Origin of the sequence: Mucilaginibacter sp. 21P (assembly GCF_019331605.1) — a bacterium.
In the GTDB taxonomy this organism is placed as follows: Bacteria; Bacteroidota; Bacteroidia; order Sphingobacteriales; family Sphingobacteriaceae; genus Mucilaginibacter; species Mucilaginibacter achroorhodeus.
In genome coordinates, this window is record NZ_CP063061.1 from 2510730 (window position 1) to 2529378 (window position 18649).

Consider the following 18649-nt stretch of genomic DNA (forward strand, 5'->3'; position numbering starts at 1 on the left):
TACTAAAGAACGTGAAAACCTCTATTGTGTGTAGCTTTTTATAGAAGCTTTTAAGGCTTTAATATACAACTCATCGAACTGAATTCCGAACTTTCCATCCTTGAATGTTGTGAAATAAAGCGCTGGAGATGTGTCATCAGGATTTCTGTACAAAATCACCACATCATCAATAACGCCATCATCATCAATCAGATGAATACAGGAGATGGCATCTCGGGAAGCACAAAAAGGAAAATTTTCCGGATTTATACTTCGGTCATTTAATTGTCTGATATAATGTATTTTAAACTCCCCAATAGTCAAGTTTCGCACAATCACGTTTTGATTAACGTAACTATTGTCAATTAAAGCAACTACTGTGAACTTATCTATCGTTTTTATATTGACTACCCAAAATATATAAGCTACCGGATCTATGCGATGAAACCTGCCACCCTCGTAGTATATGACATCAAAACCGCCACCCCATCCGTCCATTAACTGATTGGTATTGGCACGCTCACGAGCAATAAAAGACATACAAATAAGCAATGCACGTTGCTTACAAAGTGTAACTGACGGATGAGTTTCTTCTATCTTGGTGATATTTTCTATCAAGTGCTCTGTCCATTCTCTTGCACCACTTCCAGCTGAATGAACATCTAAATTGTGACGCTCATCATAATGGATCCAATTTCCAATTCTTATTACCTGAGTTTGATTATTCGAAAATTCCGGCCCGCCTAAAACGAAAAGCCATGCACAGTCCTTGCTTTTAACAAACTCGTGTGTATCCAACAGTTCCGTTAGGTTTGCTATTGTAACGCTTCTGTGCATAAAGAAATCTAATATTTCGCTATGTCCCTGTTCTAATATGGTAAAATTGCCCACAAAACTGACGCTTAAAATATCCTGCACAATCAGTGACTTTACATTAAACTCCGAGACCGGGGTTTCTGTTAACGTTTCTCTGTTGGTGGTTGGTAAAACGACCTTTTGAAGTTGACCGGGTGTTGAAACAGCCCTATCACTAATTATTACCGGATATCCGTAACCACTTATAAGGGAAACCAAAGTCATAAGTGTAAATATAAGTTTTGATAATGCTATATGCTATAATGTTGTTAGCCGGAGTTATAGTTTTTTAGATTCTTAACAATTGTGCCACACTATAAAATCTATCTAATATTGTTTATTATTAGTCTAATACTATTTCAATGGCACTTACAATATTTATTATTTTTGAAATCCTAAATCCTTGTGATGGCAAAAAAACAAAAAACACCAGATGGCCCCGAGTCCTCAGCAGGAGATGATTTCCATATTTTGTGGTCGATCCGGAAATCATTGGAGTTATTCAATTTTAATCAAGATGGCCTAAAAGCAATAACCATTGAAGGTGCTGCACCCGAAGATGCCAAGATTTTGGATCCTGACGAGGACTTACTTCTTGGGGTTGATGTAGGAGAATATTTTGGCGGCGAGAAATTTGAAGACTATAATAAACTGGTATTTTCTCAACTTAAATACAGTACTCGCCATCCGACGATGCCCTGGACCATTGCCCGAATTTGTCAGGGTAAAAAAGCTGGATCTGCGGGATCAATTATACATCGCTTAGGTGATGTATTTAAATCACATATTTCGGCGTTTGGCGAAATCGCCGTTCAAAAAAAATTGACGTTGAAGCTGGTCAGCAACCGTCCGGTGGCGATAGAGGTGTTAAATATTATAGCTGCTGTAAAAGTGATTGTTACTAGTGATGGGAGTTTGCCGCCATTCGCTAAACTCAAATCTCAGATCGACAAAACTTTTCTTTCCGACCTTGAAAAAATAAAAAATGCTTCCGGTTTGGCGGCAAAGGATGTAGCGCTGTTTATATCATTACTGGACTTTGCAGATTGTGGAGCAAGTTCGAGAGCAATTTTGAAAGAGGACACAATTTGGGCAATTAATAAAGTAAATTCTATTACTCAGATTGATCATTACAATGCCCTGCACGTTAAAATATCGTCAAAAATGATGCCCGAAAACCGGGAAAATAACAAGTTGACGATGATTGACATGCTCAAGGTTTTCAATGCAGGAACACCCTTGCAATTATTTCCTGTACCACCACAGTTTGAGCCTCACAAAAATTTAGTTATAAGAAAGCAGTTGGGTCAAATCAAGGAAAATGTGTTAAATGCCGGTTCGCTACCAGTATGCCTGCACGCTGGCGCAGGTATGGGCAAATCATCCGTTGTACAACAACTTAGCGGCCAGCTACCTGAAGGTTCCGAGGTTCTCCTGTTTGACTGTTATGGCGGTGGTACTTATCTCGATCCCGATGACGCGCGACACAAACCGGAGTGGGCACTTAAACAGCTGTCAAACCAAATGGCACTTTTACTTGGGTCTGATTTTTTCCTTTTGCCTGCCGGTCAGCCAAGTGAAGTGTATTTCAGAGATTTTAGTTTGCGGGTTAAAGAAGCAGCCGCCATTTTACAGCAAAAGAATTCGGAAGCGATTTTAGTAATAGTTATTGATGCGGCTGACAATAGTATCGCTGCCGCTAACCTAAAGGCGGAACGTTCTTTTGTACTCGATCTTTTACGGATTACATTTCCTTCAAACTGCAGGCTATTAGTAACAACTCGAACTTATCGCCTTACGTCTTTAAATCTGCCAAATCATGTGTCGATCGAGTTACTTCCATTTTCAGAAGAGGAAACATTTGAGCGCATTAATCCAATTTTTGAAAATCTCGACTTCGATAAAGTCAGGGCATTTCACGAACTAACTTTTGGCATACCCAGGGTACAAACTTATGCTTTGGTGAATAAAGAAAGTGGCATTGATTCGATTATTGAGCCACTGAAACCAAATGGAAAAAATTTGGACGATATCATCAATTTTAATATTGATTTTGTAAAAACTAAACTTGGAAATAGTTTATTGGTTGATACTATTTTAAGGTACTTAATTGCGCTGCCAAGACCAGTTTCAATGGATGCACTGGTTTCTCTAACATCGACAACAAAAGAGGTGCTAAACGATATTGCTACTGATATTGGGCAAGGTATCATACCGAACAATGGAAACTTTAATCTAACGGATGAGGATTTTGAGGACTATTTAGAGAGGAAATACCCGTTTACCAATGAGGTAATTCAGGAAGTTGCAAATTACTTTTTAACGAACGCTGAATCTGACGCCTATGCCAGCAGGCATTTAGGTAACATGCTTCGGAGGGCAGGACGGTATGATATTTTAAAGGACATTGTTTTTAACGGAAAGTACCTTAAAGTACCGCAGGATCCTGTTGTTTTGAAGGAAATGGTCATCGAACGGACTATGGCGGCAATGAATTTAAGTATAGCCGAAAATAATTCTGTTGATTTCCTTAAAATGCAGGTGGTGGCTGCCGAGGCTGCTAAAACTAACGATCTCTTGGAGCAAACTTTGATTTCAAATGGGGATTTAACTGCATTATATGGAGATCAACAAACAATTGAAAAACTTATTCAGGCAGATCGTTTAAAGTGGTACGCCCCAGTTCACTTTAGGTGCGCAGCAATTTACGCAAGAAATAAAGAAACTCTGCCAGAGGCAAAAGAGCATTTCAAAGCTGCACAATCCTGGATGGAATGGCGTGATCGCCAAAATTCGCGTGATGTTCAGCAACCTAGCATGAATTCCACCGATTTTATCTATGCCGCCGAAGCGTTTTGCAGATTGACGAACCTTAAATCATGCCTGGATTTTTTGGGTAGTTACAACTACCATCGGATGTCAACTGCAACCAGAGGTTTTTTACAACATATGCTTTGCGAAGCTCCGGAAAGCGAGGTGACAAGTGCAATTTTGCAACTTGATTGGTACCTGCCGGCAAAAATCAATATAACAAGAACATATTTTCGTTCAGGTCGTCAATCACCTATTGATGGAGGAAATGTAGCAAAAGAATTTATTGCCGGCTTTGCTGGTCGTAAATTATTAGGTACTCAGGGAAATGCCGCAGCACTTGAGTTAGGTGAATATCTTGCATGGCAAAGAAATTCTGTCGAAGAGATAATGGGCTTAATTAGCGCTATACGAATTTCCAACCCCTCGTATTTTCCAAAGTTTTACGCATCCAACTACCGGGAAGATAAAGAACTAATAAAGCTTGACCGCATTTTTAAAACAAAAGCGCTTTTCGCGGCTTTGACAGAAACTGCCCTTTCTATAAAAGATTTTTATTCTTCAAAAATTAAGGCGATCGATCCTGAGAAGTATTTACCGGATAATTCGATCAGAGAAGAACGCCAGCGTGCGGACATTTTGTTCGGTCCTATTATAACCTTGTATGCCGCTCGGGCGAGGTTTCTTGCAGGTAAAATATCTGAAGATAGTTTTTTAGCTGTTTTTAAAGAATATCCTAACATTCAATACCGAAATTATGAACGTTATCGGTATAATAGGGAGCTGGTTTACTTTAATCAGCATTATGCGGCAATTTTTAGCGATATTCTTTTTTTCGTAAATGCTAAAAGCGCTTTTTGTGATGCTTTGTTAGCCTGTTTCTCAATGAAGGAAAATGCAATAGGTGTCAGGCTTGATATTGCAACCACTCTTTCACGCAATTCATCTGGGCATTTGGTGGCTCTTAATCTACTAAAAGATGCGGCAGACAAGATCTTCAATTCAGAAACAGGTGCCGGAGCCAAAATTGATGATTATCTCCGTTGCGTTCGGATAGGCGGAAGATTGGACAAAACTGTGGGTGGGGCTTACTTCAAAAGAATGATCGAAACCGTTGGAGAAATGGATTTGGAAGGATTTGAGCAGGTTAAATTCATTGGTGAACTCGCAAATTCAATTTCAGGAAGATATCCTAAGCTCTCCTTTGATTACGCTCATTTTACACACTTTGCTCATAGTCGTTTACGCGCCTGGGATAATTTTCCGTGGCGGGAAAGTATCGGTGGTTTGGCGGCGCTTGACCACTTCGGCGTTTGGGCAACATTGGCACGTTGGGATCATCTTAATTTGGTTAAGATAGAAGATCACCTACTTACTTCCATTGCACCATCAATTAGGAGAGGCTTTTTAAAACCTGGGACACATGCAGTTTTCCTATTGGCCGCTGGAGTTTATAGCGATGAATTTAACCGGCAACTGGAGGTTTTGATTGATAAAGAAAACCTAAAAGAGTCTTCAGCACTTTCTGCTTTAGGACGCTATTTTTATCGATTAATAAAGTTCGAATCCGTTAAATACCTTCAGCGTAATATTTTAGAAAATTTGAAAAGGTTGCTTTTAGAAGCAAATTGCAAGGATGATAGTCTTTATAAGGATATCGATGAAAGCGTATCGTGTTTAGATGCCAGTGATTACGAAGAAACTGATTTCCGAGAGGTCATAAATTTAACGGGTAAATCAGGCATTTCGATACCTGACATAGATTGGGCTGATATTCCGTCCCTTCATAAAAATATTGCAGGATGGTTGACGAAGGAAGAAGGTTCAGTTTTAGACTATTTACTGGCGATGCGGCAAGCCTGCAGTATTGGACAATTTCTGCCCTTCTTAAATCTTGTCAGTGAGTTGGAGAACGACATTATTGGAAATTATGACAGAGAGCGATTACTTAAAGATACATTAGAACTCTGGAAAGATCACCCTGGACTCCCTGAATGGAAATTACTAAACTTTCTTCCTTATTTGCAACGTGTATTTCCGGCATATATTGAGCATCAGGATTTATATAATATTCCAGGTTTGAAGAAAATAGCGAACCTTTTTGACGCAACGGACGATCAGCTTGCGCAAGCTATCAAGGTCATTCTCTCCAAAAATATTGAGCGGATGGATGCAGAAATGATCTATCACCTTGCAAAATTTACAAAATTGAGTTTAACAGAGGATCAACTTATTTCAATTATCGAATGGGTTCTGAATCGATGGATCGCCAAAATGCCGTTAGATTGGCAAACTAACCTATGGGAGGAAAAATTTAATGTCTCTGATGATTCTCAAAATGCGGCTGCTGGACTAATTAGGTATATTCTGGGTCACCCAAGAAAAGAGCTTCGTTGGCGCACAATTCACGGACTTCGGTTAGCAGGAAGAATGGGTGACCTTTCCTTATTGCAGCCACTGCTATCCTTGCAGAATGACAAACTTGCTATTCCATTTCAGCACACGCCTTACACATTTTACTGGATGTCCGCAAAATTGTGGCTATGGATTTTCATGAAAAAAGCCGCAGAAGAAAAATTAAATGACATCGAACAATTTGCCGCGGTCGCCTTTCAATCTTTACAGGACAAAAGTTTACCCCATTCCCTTATTATTTATCATATACAGCAATTTTGTCTTTCAATTCAGTCAACCTATTCCGGCACCTATTCAGCGGAACAGCTATTAGAAATCGAATTTGCTTTAAAACCCAAACCCGGCCAAAAGAAAATAGGAATCAAGGCAAGTTCTCTTATTTCCCCAAATGACTTAAAATTCCGATTTGACACCACCGATACCATACCATATTGGTATCAGCCACTTTGCCAGGTTTTCGACATTCCTTATTTAACCATTGCAAACAGAGCCAATGAGGTCATCACTGGAGATTGGAACTATAACGGAGATGTTAATGAAGATGATCACGTAGATACAAATGATCGCGCTTATAATTCCACATCAAATAGCCATGGCGATATTCCAGAAGTAGAAAAGCTGAGGCATTATTTCGAGTTTCACGCGATGTTTTGTGTAGCGACTCGTTTGGTTAAAGAATCTTCCTCCGCAGGAAAAAGTGCCGCGAACCTGAAAGAATGGCTCGAAGATTGGAATACGACATACGACCAGCTATGGCTTTTTGATTTAAGGGACGTCACACCAATCGATCCCATTTTGCACCGTTCTGAACGACCCGATGATTGGGAAAAGTCGATTAACAATGATCATGTTCTTAGCTTTCTCCAAACCGCTACGGGTTTTTTAACCGTAGCGGCCATTATTAAATTAACTTACGGGTCTTATTACGAAACTGTTCATCTTAACTCGGCTTTGGTAAGAAAAATGACAGGACAATCACTGCTTTATGCTTTGCACGACATGCCCTTACATCGGTATAAACTACCGGAAGAAGATGAAGACAGTCATGAGATCAATGAAGACGGCTTTGTGCTAAAGGGATGGTATTATGACGTAGGCGGGCGTAACGAAGTCCATGACAGACTCGATCCACTGGCTAATCATATAAAACAGCATTATTTAAAGGTTGGCGATTTATTTATGAAATGGGGTAAGTTCGAGCTTTCAAAAGATTTTCGTTGGGTGAGGGACGGAAAACTTAACAGTATTGCGCACTTCGAAAATTGGGATGACAGCACCCCGTATCCTGATTATCACAATATTGAAACTGATGGGCAAAGGCTAAGTGTGAGCCCTGGAGTCATACTAAATTATTTGAAAGACCACGATTTTAGTCTGTTGGTAGAAATTAAAGTTGATAGGGATGAGAGCCGGCGGTCATATTCAAAGAATGATGAACGTCTCGATATTGAATTTAAAAATATATACTTAATTGAATCTGATGGAACCGTCAAAACAGTCGAAGGAGATTTTAAACTTAGGCCGGAAAATCGTTGAGCAACTTGGTCAGGAGCAATCACATGATGTTTTAGGGCATTGGCTCTCATATCATTTGGCAGAACTGATGAAAACAGCAGAGTTGGCCGAAGGCAAGTCAAAAAAAGCGCTTGAAAAGGAATGCGTGGAGCTTATTTTAAAGATCTGGAAGAATCGCGCCAATGCACCAAGAGCACTAAGACCATTGACGGACTTAGAATCGGCCATCCGCCTTTTGCAAGAAATAGGCAATTCCAGGGACCATACCTGGTCAGCCTATTTATTCAGGGGAAAAGATCCATGGCATAAGTCGGGTGCAACTATTCACGAAACAGCTAATCTTATGATGGGCCTTTTGTTGTACACCCAGACGTTAGAAACTGATTGGGCCAATCTCGAAAGTTGGCGCGAGTCACTGCCAACAATGTTAAACGAGGAAGAAGTGTCTTTGATTGATGGCATAAAAGGATTAGCCGGGCGTGTTCAATATTATTATGGACTTGATAAACTCGGAAATGATAAGGCATTAATCAATAAAGCCGTTATAGAAAAGCTACGAAAGGAGCTTGAGCGTCAAAGTAAAGCAATAGATGAATTGGAAATCGCATTAGCCATGGATCAATCGTCAAAAGGATCATCGGTTGAAGGTGATCTTGGAACCGAGTAAATTGCGTAATTTTAACCTGATTGGTCGTATGTTGACCATTCACTTTAACATAATGAGAAAATTCGAAATACAAAAGCGTTTAAACCAGGAACAGTATATATTGGATGGCATTCGCCCAAGTTCAAAAAATTATCAGGCGCAACGCCAGAAAGTGATTGATCTAAAAACCGAAATTGAGTTTTTGAAAATTCAAGAGCAAAATCAAGCAAAGAATAACGCTGATAAAAAAGATAATTAATATAATACAAGGGGCTGACCATACCACTAAGTAGAAACTTAATGGTATACCCCTTCATCTCCGTTGAGCAGTAATATTTCGAGTACATTAACTTTTAGATGCTGAAAAAAGCCCTCGTCTGGCAGTTCACTCCAATAACTATTCCGAACGACGCCAAGTGCGCAATCTCCCAAGAAAACTATAAATGTCATTCCTTCGAAATTTACCGTAATTTCTTCAGGTAAGGCAGGATGACTGGTAACGCCAATTTCATACGTAAATCCGACATATGTAGTCGATTCCATATTTTCAATAATAAAATCTTCATCCACCGATTTGATTGCGGCAATGATGCCGTATTCCTTCTCATCATCAAACCATGAAAAGGCCACAGTCTTGTCAGTTCTGTTCATACGAGCTAATTTACAATTTTTCTTATCTTAGATCATGGACAATTTGAAGGACGAAATCGATAAAGGCAATCTCGGAGAGGAGTTTGTGAATAATCTCGCCTACAAAACTTATCTTAAATATTGGTGCTATCCAGGCCCTTGTGATGAATTTGGGGATCGTAAGGAAATTGTTGACCTGATGATATTATTTCGGGATACCTGCCTATTAATCTCAGTAAAAAACTATGAATTCAACGGAAAATATGACCGATATTTTCGCAATACTTTGGAGAAGGCGACCTCTCAGTTGTATGGTGCTGAGCGTAAATTATATGGACAACGGGATATATTCATTCGGCACCCTGATCGTCCGGAGGAACGCTTTGAAAAGGAGAAGCACCCCCACATTATAAGGTTAATAGTCAACTTAGGTGAAATGGTTCGTTTTTATCCATTTCACACAGAAACAAATACAGGAGGTTATGTCACTGTGATGGACAAAGAAGCCTTCGTGAAATTGATAGGTGAGTTGGATACAATTCCTGATTTAATAGAATATTTGAATAGCCGCGAAAAGCTTTTGGCTGGAAAAAGTGCTTATTTATTGCCAGGTCCCGAGGACGATTTCGATGTTGATACTGCTAATCAATTTTTTTCTCGTGACCCGGACGCCGATCCAACAATTATACCCAGGCTTATTTTATCAGGAACCGAGGCAGACCTGCTGGCCCATTATTTGCGCAATGAACGTAAATTTTCAACGCAGTTGACTGACAGTACAGCCTCCGGAGTATACCTCGACCTAAACGGGGGATGGGATGGATTTATAGCAGAAGAAAAGGTAAAACAAAAAAAGGCAGCGGATAAGTTCAGCTATTTCATTGACAAACTGGTAGAAAATGAACTACTTCGCGCTGAACCAGATTGGGCAAAGGATATGTCCCTTGACTTATTATCCCTGAACCGATTTGAACGTCGGATTCTGGGAAAAAGCTTTTTGGGTTTTGTTCAGGATAATGCCGAAAAGGGGCCAGACTATATGGCCCGACGTTATCAAAAGATTGGAAACACAGCTTTTCTTTTTCTTTGGCTCCATAAATCAAGAGCTATTCCTCAATATCTTCCACGATTTTTAGAAATTGCTGCAGCCGCACATTTAATTCACGATGGCTATCAGCCAAGTAAGTTGTTAACAATCGGGACCTCTGGGTTTATGCAAGGATTCTATTTTTACTATTTGCCAGAAATTCAATTTCCGTCAGCGTATGAGCAAGATATTTTAACGGATTGCAAAACTCTCGGTTGGTTCACAGACATGAAAAAGTTTGAGTATACCGAATCTGAACATCCGAAAACATAATTGACCTTTAATGGAAAAGACATTTGTATATATAGCCAAAGAGGATAGGCAGATTGCAGACACCTTTCGACAGTCTTATGACCCTTATGTATACCAAGGATCATTAGAAGAAAATCTGAAGGAAGCCAGGCGCTTGAAAAAGGACATTACTCATTGTCGTTTTTGTAAAAGATCTCGCCAGGAGACAAAGTTTAAGGAAAATACGCACATGCTGTCGAAGCTTTTAGGCAATTATAACTACTATAGTCATGATGAATGCGATACCTGCAATAGACTTTTCGGCACACGGGAAACTGATTTGTCTTGTTTTTTAGGAACTGCAAGGACCTTTGATCATCTTTTAACGGAGCGAAAGGCACCTGGTTTTGAGTCAGGCTCTGGCCAGGTTGGAGTGAAAAAAATCGGACCTGAAGCATTTTATGTTTTTCAAAAGCGTGAAGGGGAGGATTTTAAAGTAGATATGGAGAGTGGCCAGGCAAAAATTAACCTGGATTCACAAATATATCGCCCAGATAATGTTTACTTGTCCCTTTTAAAAATGGCTTTGGGAATAATGCCAGAAAAGGACATTTCAAATTATGCACTTGCGTTTAAGATATTGCAGGAACCCGAAAAATACCCTGAAGTCCGACATTTATTTAAAGCCAACGTAACAGAAACAGAAATGGTTATCGCCCGGCCATTCGCGCAGTTGTTCCGGAGACGATCAGATCTAAATTCGCCAGATTTGCCGCAGATGTTATTCTGTTTGTCAGTGGGGCGTTTCATGTTTCAAATTATTGTACCAGGATCAGAGTTAACCGAAGCGAATATGGGCAAATCATTAGACATGCGCGTGGCACCATATATACAATTAAATCTACAAGAAACACATGATCGTGTAGTGCAAAAACGTTATATGAAAGATCTGTCCTCAAATGAACCGATAAAAAAAGAGGATCGAATGCAATTTAGCTTTGCAACCGATAATTTGGTGAGCATTAAAATCGAAGGTTTAACAGATCTATTCTAATCGAAAATGTTGCTCCCTAATACAAGTCTATTCAATGATATAAGGAGCCGGAAATTATTTCCAAGTAACAAATATGTAACAGCCTTCTCTTGACCCAATCGCAAAATAGTCTTAAATTGGCCTCTGTAAATCGCAAATAGCGATTGTGCCGGTAGCAAAAGGGGCTACAATAGAAGACTCATAATCTTTTCGTCCGAGATCACTGCTCAGGTAGGAAAATCATCCAGAAAGTGGTCATAGTTTCCTATGAACGCTATTTTGTTGAGGTAAAACTGATGTGAGGGTCGAAAGCGTCTACAAATAATATTCTTCTGGCCATGTTACATGCGATATGAGTGCCCAACAATAGATAACTATTTATTATCTTTTGTAGAGCATTTTGTGATAATTTAAAGGATTTTTCTCGTCTGAATCAAATCTTTGTGCCATAATAGGATGTGCAACCTCAAAGGTTGAAGCTCTTTAACGGAAATACCCTTAATTACTTTAATATCAAAATGATTATGGAACAAAAAGTATACGTCACGAGTTGACCAACTCACTTAGCTTCTACGCTCTGTAGCTTCATCTTATAACCTGCGCCGACCATCCCAGATGGCCTTTACAATCTGCATAATAGAAATCACCTGAGGAAAGCCGCATGCCTATTACTTTCTAAGTTGATGCTTTTTCCGATACGAAATGACCTTCGGTCACTTCTTTACTCTCTACTTTACCTATCCATTTATTTCAAATGGCAAGCCCATCAGATTCGGAAAGGTTGCCCTTTGTCTGCATAGCCAAGCACAGGCCAGGGTTTTCGATATTACCGTGGTCTCTTTATCAAGGAACTAAGATGCTCTGTAATCCTCACACATGCCAGTAATGGCAGATAAATCTGCAGCACAGTCCATAGGTTGCAGGCAGCGGTTTAAAGCGGGTTGGCAAAGTGTCTTCGGGCTTAACTGAAGAGCTTTTTGTAGCGCAATTTACAGCTGATAGGTCTAGGCGATCAAACGAGTTAAATAGCAATAAAGTATTGTGCTGTTCTTTAAAAATATGGATGGGCCACTTACGTTTGAGATATGCTGACGCGTGTTTGATATATGATGGTTCCATAGCCTCAACTATCCCTCATTAAATTGCTGCCGATTTTGCACTTCCTCTTTAAAATATTTTAAGCTCTATCCTGACCTTCTTTTCGGCCAAGCATTTCAATTAGCTTCTGCACGGATGCGTCAGTTGGCGCAGCAAAGTCTTCGATCCCTTCCAAGGTTTCTGCAGTTAGTGCGGCAGCTCTGGAGATCATGCGGTCTTCGTAAGCGGCAATCGCGCTTTGTAGATCGGCGTAACTGGGGTTTGTCACACATTTACTTAGGTCCAGCGCATCCAACATGGCTAGATTAACACCTTCACCATTAGGTGGCATTAAATGCGCCGCATCACCCAGCAGGGTTAGATTTCCTTTAGTAGCCCATCTTTCGTCCAAGGGGAAATAGTTAAGCGGCCGAACGACAAACTTCTCGCAGGCTTTAAAAAGCGTAAAGAACGCGGGATGCCAACCGTTGTAAAAGTTAGTCAAATAAGTATAGACATCTTCCGGATCACCAAAGTCGATACCACTCGCTTCGGCCCAGTTTTCTGGATACATTGATGCGGCATAAAAAGTCAGGCCGCCATCGCCTCTGGGCTGTACCACAATTGTTTTACCATTACCCATTGCCATGAGATTGGCCTGATTCAGTAAGCTGTAGATTTCAGGACACGCCGTTTCAGGATGATCGATCTCGCCCTGAATGATCGTCGCGCCGGAGTATTTTGTTTTCACTTCTGTCAGGTAGGGGCGGACTTTGGAACGATAGCCATCAGCACCAATCACTATATCCGCATTTGCACTGCTACCGTTATTGAATTCCAGTTTCCATCCCCCAGCTTCCGGTCTTAGTTGCACTAATTGACTGTCCCAAATCATAGTACCAGGCAAAAGCCCTTCGATTAACAGATCGCGCAGTGCACCCCTGTCTATTTCCGGTCGGAAGGCGGGGTCGCCAAATGTGATATGATCACATTGATTATCCTCATCCAGCAGGATGTTCGCTTGTGGATCAACTAGTCGGTATTTATCAGCTCCAACCATGTAATTTGCCTTGAATGCATCCAGCAATCCGGAGGCTTCCATTGCTTCCAATCCCGAATCAAAGTGTAAATCCACTATCGCTCCTTGCACACGTGAGGCTTGGCTGAAATCACGTTCATATACATTCACGTCTGCACCCTTCATTTGTAAAAGCCTAGCCAATGTCAAACCACCAGGACCGCCGCCTACAACGGCTATTTTCTTTTCATTTATCAAATTTGTTGCTACTTCCATTACATTTCATTTTTAATAGGCACAAAGAAATGTGGTTTTGATAGCGAAAAAAATGGTGACAAGTGGTAAGTATAGCACTAAACGCGGTGATGGTTGCGAAACGTCAATGGTGTCATACCAGCAATTTTGACAAACAATCTTGTAAAATATGAATAATCGTCGTAGCCCAATTCAGCGGCGATCTCTTTCACCGATTTGTCAGAATGACAGAGCAGGCGCTTGGCTTCCAGAACCACGCGCTCATGGATATGGTTGGTAACCGTGCGTCCACTGCTGGACTTTACACATTCATTAAGATAAGCTATAGAAAGGTTAAGCATGGCGGCATAGTCGGCCGGACGCTTCACCGATTTGAATCGTTGTTCCAGCGTTTGCCTGAAAGCATTAGTGACTACCTCAAACCGATTATGATTGGGCTTTGCCAAAGTGTGCGCCACGTACTGTGATGCTGTTACTCCGACCAGGGTATTGCAAGCATCTTGAAGGATGGTATGATGTAATTTCTCCTCTTTGCCTTCAAATATCCGTAAGCACATCGCGGCGATGGCTGTGAGGGTGGCACGTCCTTGTTCACTCAACGTTAAGGCGTTCACAGGCGCGAGGTTGTTCAAAAGGTTAAGGTATTCCGGACGAAGGTTCTCTTCAGTCACCATCCAGGTGCTGATTGTCGCATGCTCGAAACCGATCACGCGGTGCACCTGGCCCTGTCGGATGAAGATAACTGCAGGTGATTCTACTCGATGGGATTGAAAGTCGATCTCGATGTGCATAATACCTTTTTCCTGTAAGATGAAGGTATAGCCTCCGTCCCGGTGTGGACGATCGACGTGGTCAATATCCATCGAACCGTCAAACGAATTTCGCATTATCATGATGCCTGAACCGGTTCCCGGCGGCAACGTGTAAGTTGGTATGTGATTGCTTTTCGTTGGCATCAATTTAAAGCAAAGATGAAATATATTCGCAATTTTCGGAGCACGGTAGTGAAATATCGATTTATAGCAGCATAGCTTTTCAGTATTTTATTAGTCCGGACAATGAGGATTACTATTTTGGCTGGGTAAAACAATTTCTTAACGATAAATTGCGTTCTGTAAATCTAATTATTGAAATACCTTCGTGCTAAAAAAGACTTTTGACAACGATAATTTTTATCACTGCGTTCGCTCTCATATCGTAGGGAATCGTAGGTCATAAAACCATTGCAACTATAGCGTTTAAATAACTTAAGCCTCAAGCAAATCAGGCACTAAAAAATTGCTTAGAGATACGAGTTTAGCTAGTAGTCCCTCCTGGGCCGACCAGGTAAAAAAGCAACCTGCTTACCGGTCTATCGATAAATGGCATTATCTAAATATTCCTGACAGTCTTACATTCAATCCAATTGAACAGGCCATTGGATCGAATGACAATAAACTTTGCAATGCGTTACTAAAAAAACGAATATGAGATTATCCAATCGGACAGGACGAAGAAACAAAAAGTTGTAGCTTTAAAACTTATTGTTCATTTGATTGGCGACCTACACCAACCAAAGCACGTGAGTACGGCGGAAGACAAAGGTGAAAATACCATCAATTATAGTACAAAGGAAAAGGAACCAATTTGCATTCTTTATGTAACAGCCATTTGATCCGTATACACAACAAATCTTTTGACCAGTGGGAAATTGACATTAATAAAGCAACGCCGGAAGAAATAAAAGATAAACAAGCGTTGGCCCTATGGAATGGCTTTGGGAAAGTTACAATCAGCAGTATTATCTATAAAGAATTTCTGAGGGGAAACAAACTTCAAGATCAATTTTACCAAGCGCATATCGCTATATTAAACGATGAAGTTGAAAAAGCGGAAATTCGTTAGGCTGCTGTTATAAACGAGATTTTTAAAGGATATCAGATTAATGGTACACTATTACACCGCCTCCTGTTTATAGTTTAAATAATGACAAAAGAAGGATTTTAACGTTTTTATGTAGCGCAATTTTACGCTAATTAGAAACGTTGTTTATTCGAAAGTTTTTCTAATATATAGTTTTTTTCGACCTGATTTGCCCGAAACTTTAAGTAATTCCCTATCAACTAATGTCAGAAGTATTCTTGATATCTGGGATCGAATTGACGCCGTAATTGACATTATGGTTTTCTGTTTTATTAATCGCTGTGCTACGTCGTCTACAGAACGATTTTGGGAAAAGAAATTATCTTTTATGAAAAGCGCTTTTATAGTATCGGTTAAATATATCCTAGCCTTCTTTTTTTCGGATAGGGGGAATCTAGGTCCATAATGTAATTCTAAATCAAAAAGTTCCTTCAAAGGATAAAACAATGTAAGAGCATAAGTGATGTAGTAATTTATATCGCTAGTATACCCATTTTCCATATCCACAATTGTCGCAGTAGATATTCCGATCATTTCGGAGACATCACTCAGGGAATATTTTAATGATATTCGTTTTTTTTTGAGTCGTTGACCAATAATTTTGGTAACAGATGATAATTTTATTTTTTTATCCTTTTTGCTGTCAGCAGAGTGTTTGCTCATCACTCAAAAGAGGATAACAATTATATGTATATATAAAGTTATTTGACTGTTAATTTGCATATTTAAAAATTAATTCTATATTTGCTTAAAAAAGAATTGGTTTTGAGGTTATACCGAAAATCTTGCGGAGAAAAGTAGGACATTCGAACGCGGGAGTAGGTATGTACTCAATTCCTATGCTATCTTTGTATAGCATAAGGATTTGGGTCGCCTGCTTATTTGTGTTCGGCTGCTTAGGCAGTGGCTGTCCTACGCCTTCTCGGCAAATAAGCGAATGGCGGCCCTTTCCTTATGTTTTCGGTATCATATAACGTATGTATGGATACTGATAGGAAACATCGAATAGAACTAAGTGGAACACGACTAACGTTTCGCTTTTTTGAATTTGCAACTAAGATTTCCTTTAGTCGTTCGCTGCAAAATCCTATAAAAAACATTATCAAGTCCCCCACATGATTGACGGCTTGCGGCAGCTGATCAGTTAATAGTTAGGCTTTTGGCTGCCGTTTGCTTTCTGGAGCATGTCTCTTGTTTCTGTTTAATATTGCCGTTACCTTTTTATTTGACTTATGGACGCGATTGTCGTTGACCTCAAGGATTTTGGAGACCGTACGCCGGAACAGGCTGTGCGGGTTTTTGTATCGATGTATGGCAACGGTAAAACGCGCGATGAGCTTTTTGGCCTGTTCAGGTTCTTGGCTGTGAATAAGTTGCTTGATCAAAATGATTTTGATATTAATTGGAATGCACAACGCATCTCAGTTTTGTTTGATCAGCTGATCGCACTGGCAGAGGCAGTAGAAAAATTAATGGCGAGGGAACATACTGATCAGCGCTGCGTCATCTGCGGCGCCTCCCCGGAAGTTAAATAACCAGTTTTTTACTATCCCAAGTTATTAAAATGAAGCGAATTTTATGCTTCCTGGCCGTGCTTTGTTCTTTTTTTAGCACTCAGGCACAGGAAAATATCAGTGATCAGGGCATCCGGATAGGAGCGGAAGTGCCCGACGTTCTTGTAAATAATATCAGCGGACTGTCCTTAGCAGGGCAGCCGGTCAGATCAGTTAACTTATCCCAGTTCAGAGGCAAACTCTTACTGCTTGATTTCTGGGCATCCTGGTGCGCGCCCTGCCGTCGAATGACGCCGGTGCTGGATAGCCTGCAAAAGGAATTTCAAAATGATTTACAGGTACTGCAGGTGGCTTATGAAAGCGCTGACCAGCTTCGGCCGGTCGAGCTGGCCATGCAGAAAATTAAGCCATACCGCCTCGCCGGGGTAACCGGTGACCAAGTGCTCAATCACTTATTCCCCCATAAGAGCCTACCGCATTTCGTATGGATCGATCAGCAGGGTATTGTCCGGGCCATCACCGAAGAAAGCGAAGTGACGGCCGAACATATCAGGGCGATGGTGCAGCAGCCGCGGTCAAGCGGATTGGCTGTTAAAAGGGATTTAAGTATTCCTTATAACAGGGATCAGCCTTTATTCATCAATGGTAACGGCTCAGAGGGGGCAAGTATTACCTACCACGCAGCACTATCCGGTTATGTGCCGGGGCTTCAGGGTGGGATGGATGTGTTTCCTACCGACAGTAGCGGCGCAAGGCGGGCAAATATCCGTAACGCGCCGCTGGCCTGGGTCTTCCTCATGGCTTTCAGCGATCACGACCGCTGGTTTTCAGGACCTGCGATGCGCTTCCTGACGAAAGATTCGCTTTTGATGCGCAGCCGGCTTTCCGGCTCGGCGTACGATCAATGGCTCGCCACCGGCAACGGCTATTGTTATGAGCTGATGGTGCCGAAACGCCTGACCCCCCAGTTCTTTTCCCTCATGCAACAGGATGTGGCCAGGCTGTTTCCGCAATACACCGTAAAAGTTGAACCTACCAGAACCAGATGCCTGGTATTGGTACGCACCTCGAAGGCCGATAAACTCCGAAGCAAAGGGGGAGAGGCAGCTGTGGAGGTCGGTCCATTCCAGGCTACCCTGCGCAATGTCAGGCTCGCACATCTGATCAAACGGCTGCAGGTGCAATACCTCGAAGGATCAAAACTGCCTGTCATGGACGGTACCGGTTATACGCTTCCGGTAGACCTGAAGCTGGACGCTGAAATGAGCAATGTTGCCACCTTGAATAAAGCCTTGGCTGCTTACGACCTTCAGTTGCAGGAAATAGATGCAACAGTAGACCTGTTGGTCGTCCGGGATAATCCAAAATCACTGCTTACTCAACCTTAAACCGAACACCATGAAATCTTTTATACTCTTCATCAGTTGTCTTTTGTCCACTGTACTCGGGATGGCTCAAAGTGCCCGTTTAACCGGGGCGGTGACCGACAGCAGCGGCGTCGCACTCAAAGGTGCAACGGTTTCGCTGGGCAGTAGCCAAACCGTTACCGATACTGCCGGAAAATTTTCAATCGTAGCAGCGCCGGGCGACTACATCTTAAAAGTAAGTTACCTCGGTTACCGCAGCGTAAGCGAAGCGGTCCGCTTGCCAAGGGTCGCTCCTTAAGGATAAGTTTGAGCGC

General features: G+C 41.3%; 15 protein-coding genes. 10 read left to right on the top strand and 5 right to left on the bottom strand.

Features of this window, described 5'->3' with window-relative positions:
• Nucleotides 1–21: 21 nt before the first annotated feature.
• Nucleotides 22–1059, bottom strand: a complete 1038-nt coding sequence (locus INP83_RS11475) for a hypothetical protein (RefSeq protein ID WP_219124085.1) — start codon at nucleotides 1057–1059, stop codon at nucleotides 22–24.
• A 183-nt stretch (nucleotides 1060–1242) separates the two neighbouring features.
• On the opposite strand from INP83_RS11475, the gene INP83_RS11480 reads away from it, so the two are divergent.
• Genes INP83_RS11480 through INP83_RS11490 form a run of 3 tightly spaced genes read left to right on the top strand, consistent with a single transcriptional unit; the run spans nucleotide 1243 to nucleotide 8480 of the window.
• Nucleotides 1243–7596, top strand: a complete 6354-nt coding sequence (locus INP83_RS11480) for a hypothetical protein (RefSeq protein WP_219124087.1) — start codon at nucleotides 1243–1245, stop codon at nucleotides 7594–7596.
• Nucleotides 7541–8242 (top strand): hypothetical protein, encoded by a 702-nt coding sequence (locus INP83_RS11485; RefSeq protein WP_219124089.1) that lies wholly within the window; start codon nucleotides 7541–7543, stop codon nucleotides 8240–8242. The genes INP83_RS11480 and INP83_RS11485 overlap by 56 nt, the downstream gene beginning before the upstream one ends.
• Before the next feature lie 52 nt (nucleotides 8243–8294).
• Nucleotides 8295–8480 carry a hypothetical protein gene (locus INP83_RS11490; protein WP_219124090.1) on the top strand — a complete coding sequence of 62 codons (186 nt, stop codon included), beginning with the start codon at nucleotides 8295–8297 and terminating at the stop codon, nucleotides 8478–8480.
• 38 nt (nucleotides 8481–8518) lie between these two features.
• Here the strand turns inward: INP83_RS11490 and INP83_RS11495 are convergent, their stop codons facing one another.
• Nucleotides 8519–8872, bottom strand: a complete 354-nt coding sequence (locus INP83_RS11495; protein ID WP_219124092.1) for a hypothetical protein — start codon at nucleotides 8870–8872, stop codon at nucleotides 8519–8521.
• A gap of 34 nt (nucleotides 8873–8906) precedes the next feature.
• Between INP83_RS11495 and INP83_RS11500 the strand changes: the two genes are divergently transcribed.
• Together INP83_RS11500 and INP83_RS11505 are read left to right on the top strand one after the other, a co-directional pair.
• Nucleotides 8907–10211, top strand: coding sequence for a hypothetical protein (locus INP83_RS11500; RefSeq protein ID WP_219124094.1), 1305 nt, complete (start codon nucleotides 8907–8909; stop codon nucleotides 10209–10211).
• Between the two features lie 10 nt (nucleotides 10212–10221).
• On the top strand, nucleotides 10222–11223 hold the full coding sequence (locus INP83_RS11505; protein WP_219124096.1) for a hypothetical protein: 1002 nt from the start codon (nucleotides 10222–10224) through the stop codon (nucleotides 11221–11223).
• A 1156-nt stretch (nucleotides 11224–12379) separates the two neighbouring features.
• Here INP83_RS11505 and INP83_RS11510 read toward each other — a convergent pair.
• Both INP83_RS11510 and INP83_RS11515 read right to left on the bottom strand, forming a co-directional pair.
• Complete coding sequence (locus tag INP83_RS11510; protein ID WP_219124098.1) at nucleotides 12380–13573, bottom strand: NAD(P)/FAD-dependent oxidoreductase; 1194 nt, start codon at nucleotides 13571–13573, stop codon at nucleotides 12380–12382.
• 77 nt (nucleotides 13574–13650) lie between these two features.
• Nucleotides 13651–14508: an AraC family transcriptional regulator gene (locus INP83_RS11515; RefSeq protein ID WP_219124099.1), complete on the bottom strand. Its 858-nt coding sequence runs from the start codon at nucleotides 14506–14508 to the stop codon at nucleotides 13651–13653.
• A gap of 518 nt (nucleotides 14509–15026) precedes the next feature.
• Here INP83_RS11515 and INP83_RS21370 point away from each other — a divergent pair.
• Both INP83_RS21370 and INP83_RS11525 read left to right on the top strand, forming a co-directional pair.
• Entirely contained in the window at nucleotides 15027–15206 is a 180-nt protein-coding gene (locus tag INP83_RS21370) for a S1/P1 nuclease (RefSeq protein ID WP_370630618.1), read from the top strand.
• Nucleotides 15203–15436, top strand: a complete 234-nt coding sequence (locus tag INP83_RS11525; RefSeq protein WP_219124101.1) for a hypothetical protein — start codon at nucleotides 15203–15205, stop codon at nucleotides 15434–15436. Before INP83_RS21370 ends, INP83_RS11525 begins: the two co-directional genes overlap by 4 nt.
• 144 nt (nucleotides 15437–15580) lie before the next feature.
• Here the strand turns inward: INP83_RS11525 and INP83_RS11530 are convergent, their stop codons facing one another.
• Nucleotides 15581–16117 carry a helix-turn-helix domain-containing protein gene (locus INP83_RS11530; protein WP_219124102.1) on the bottom strand — a complete coding sequence of 179 codons (537 nt, stop codon included), beginning with the start codon at nucleotides 16115–16117 and terminating at the stop codon, nucleotides 15581–15583.
• A 569-nt stretch (nucleotides 16118–16686) separates the two neighbouring features.
• Here INP83_RS11530 and INP83_RS11535 point away from each other — a divergent pair.
• The 3 genes from INP83_RS11535 to INP83_RS11545 all read left to right on the top strand — a co-directional run bounded on the left by INP83_RS11535 (nucleotide 16687) and on the right by INP83_RS11545 (nucleotide 18633).
• Nucleotides 16687–16989 carry a hypothetical protein gene (locus INP83_RS11535; RefSeq protein WP_219124104.1) on the top strand — a complete coding sequence of 101 codons (303 nt, stop codon included), beginning with the start codon at nucleotides 16687–16689 and terminating at the stop codon, nucleotides 16987–16989.
• A 29-nt stretch (nucleotides 16990–17018) separates the two neighbouring features.
• The gene (locus INP83_RS11540; protein ID WP_219124105.1) at nucleotides 17019–18356 is read left to right on the top strand and encodes a TlpA disulfide reductase family protein; all 1338 of its coding nucleotides are present in this window, start codon (nucleotides 17019–17021) and stop codon (nucleotides 18354–18356) included.
• A gap of 61 nt (nucleotides 18357–18417) precedes the next feature.
• Nucleotides 18418–18633: a carboxypeptidase regulatory-like domain-containing protein gene (locus INP83_RS11545; protein WP_219124107.1), complete on the top strand. Its 216-nt coding sequence runs from the start codon at nucleotides 18418–18420 to the stop codon at nucleotides 18631–18633.
• Nucleotides 18634–18649: the final 16 nt, after the last annotated feature.

Coding starts and splice junctions, on each gene's coding strand:
- INP83_RS11475 (WP_219124085.1), bottom strand. CDS start 1,059: ATGACTTTGGTTTCCCTTATAAGTGGTTACGGATATCCGGTAATAATT.
- INP83_RS11480 (WP_219124087.1), top strand. CDS start 1,243: ATGGCAAAAAAACAAAAAACACCAGATGGCCCCGAGTCCTCAGCAGGA.
- INP83_RS11485 (WP_219124089.1), top strand. CDS start 7,541: ATGGAACCGTCAAAACAGTCGAAGGAGATTTTAAACTTAGGCCGGAAA.
- INP83_RS11490 (WP_219124090.1), top strand. CDS start 8,295: ATGAGAAAATTCGAAATACAAAAGCGTTTAAACCAGGAACAGTATATA.
- INP83_RS11495 (WP_219124092.1), bottom strand. CDS start 8,872: ATGAACAGAACTGACAAGACTGTGGCCTTTTCATGGTTTGATGATGAG.
- INP83_RS11500 (WP_219124094.1), top strand. CDS start 8,907: ATGGACAATTTGAAGGACGAAATCGATAAAGGCAATCTCGGAGAGGAG.
- INP83_RS11505 (WP_219124096.1), top strand. CDS start 10,222: ATGGAAAAGACATTTGTATATATAGCCAAAGAGGATAGGCAGATTGCA.
- INP83_RS11510 (WP_219124098.1), bottom strand. CDS start 13,573: ATGGAAGTAGCAACAAATTTGATAAATGAAAAGAAAATAGCCGTTGTA.
- INP83_RS11515 (WP_219124099.1), bottom strand. CDS start 14,508: ATGCCAACGAAAAGCAATCACATACCAACTTACACGTTGCCGCCGGGA.
- INP83_RS11530 (WP_219124102.1), bottom strand. CDS start 16,117: ATGAGCAAACACTCTGCTGACAGCAAAAAGGATAAAAAAATAAAATTA.
- INP83_RS11535 (WP_219124104.1), top strand. CDS start 16,687: ATGGACGCGATTGTCGTTGACCTCAAGGATTTTGGAGACCGTACGCCG.
- INP83_RS11540 (WP_219124105.1), top strand. CDS start 17,019: ATGAAGCGAATTTTATGCTTCCTGGCCGTGCTTTGTTCTTTTTTTAGC.
- INP83_RS11545 (WP_219124107.1), top strand. CDS start 18,418: ATGGCTCAAAGTGCCCGTTTAACCGGGGCGGTGACCGACAGCAGCGGC.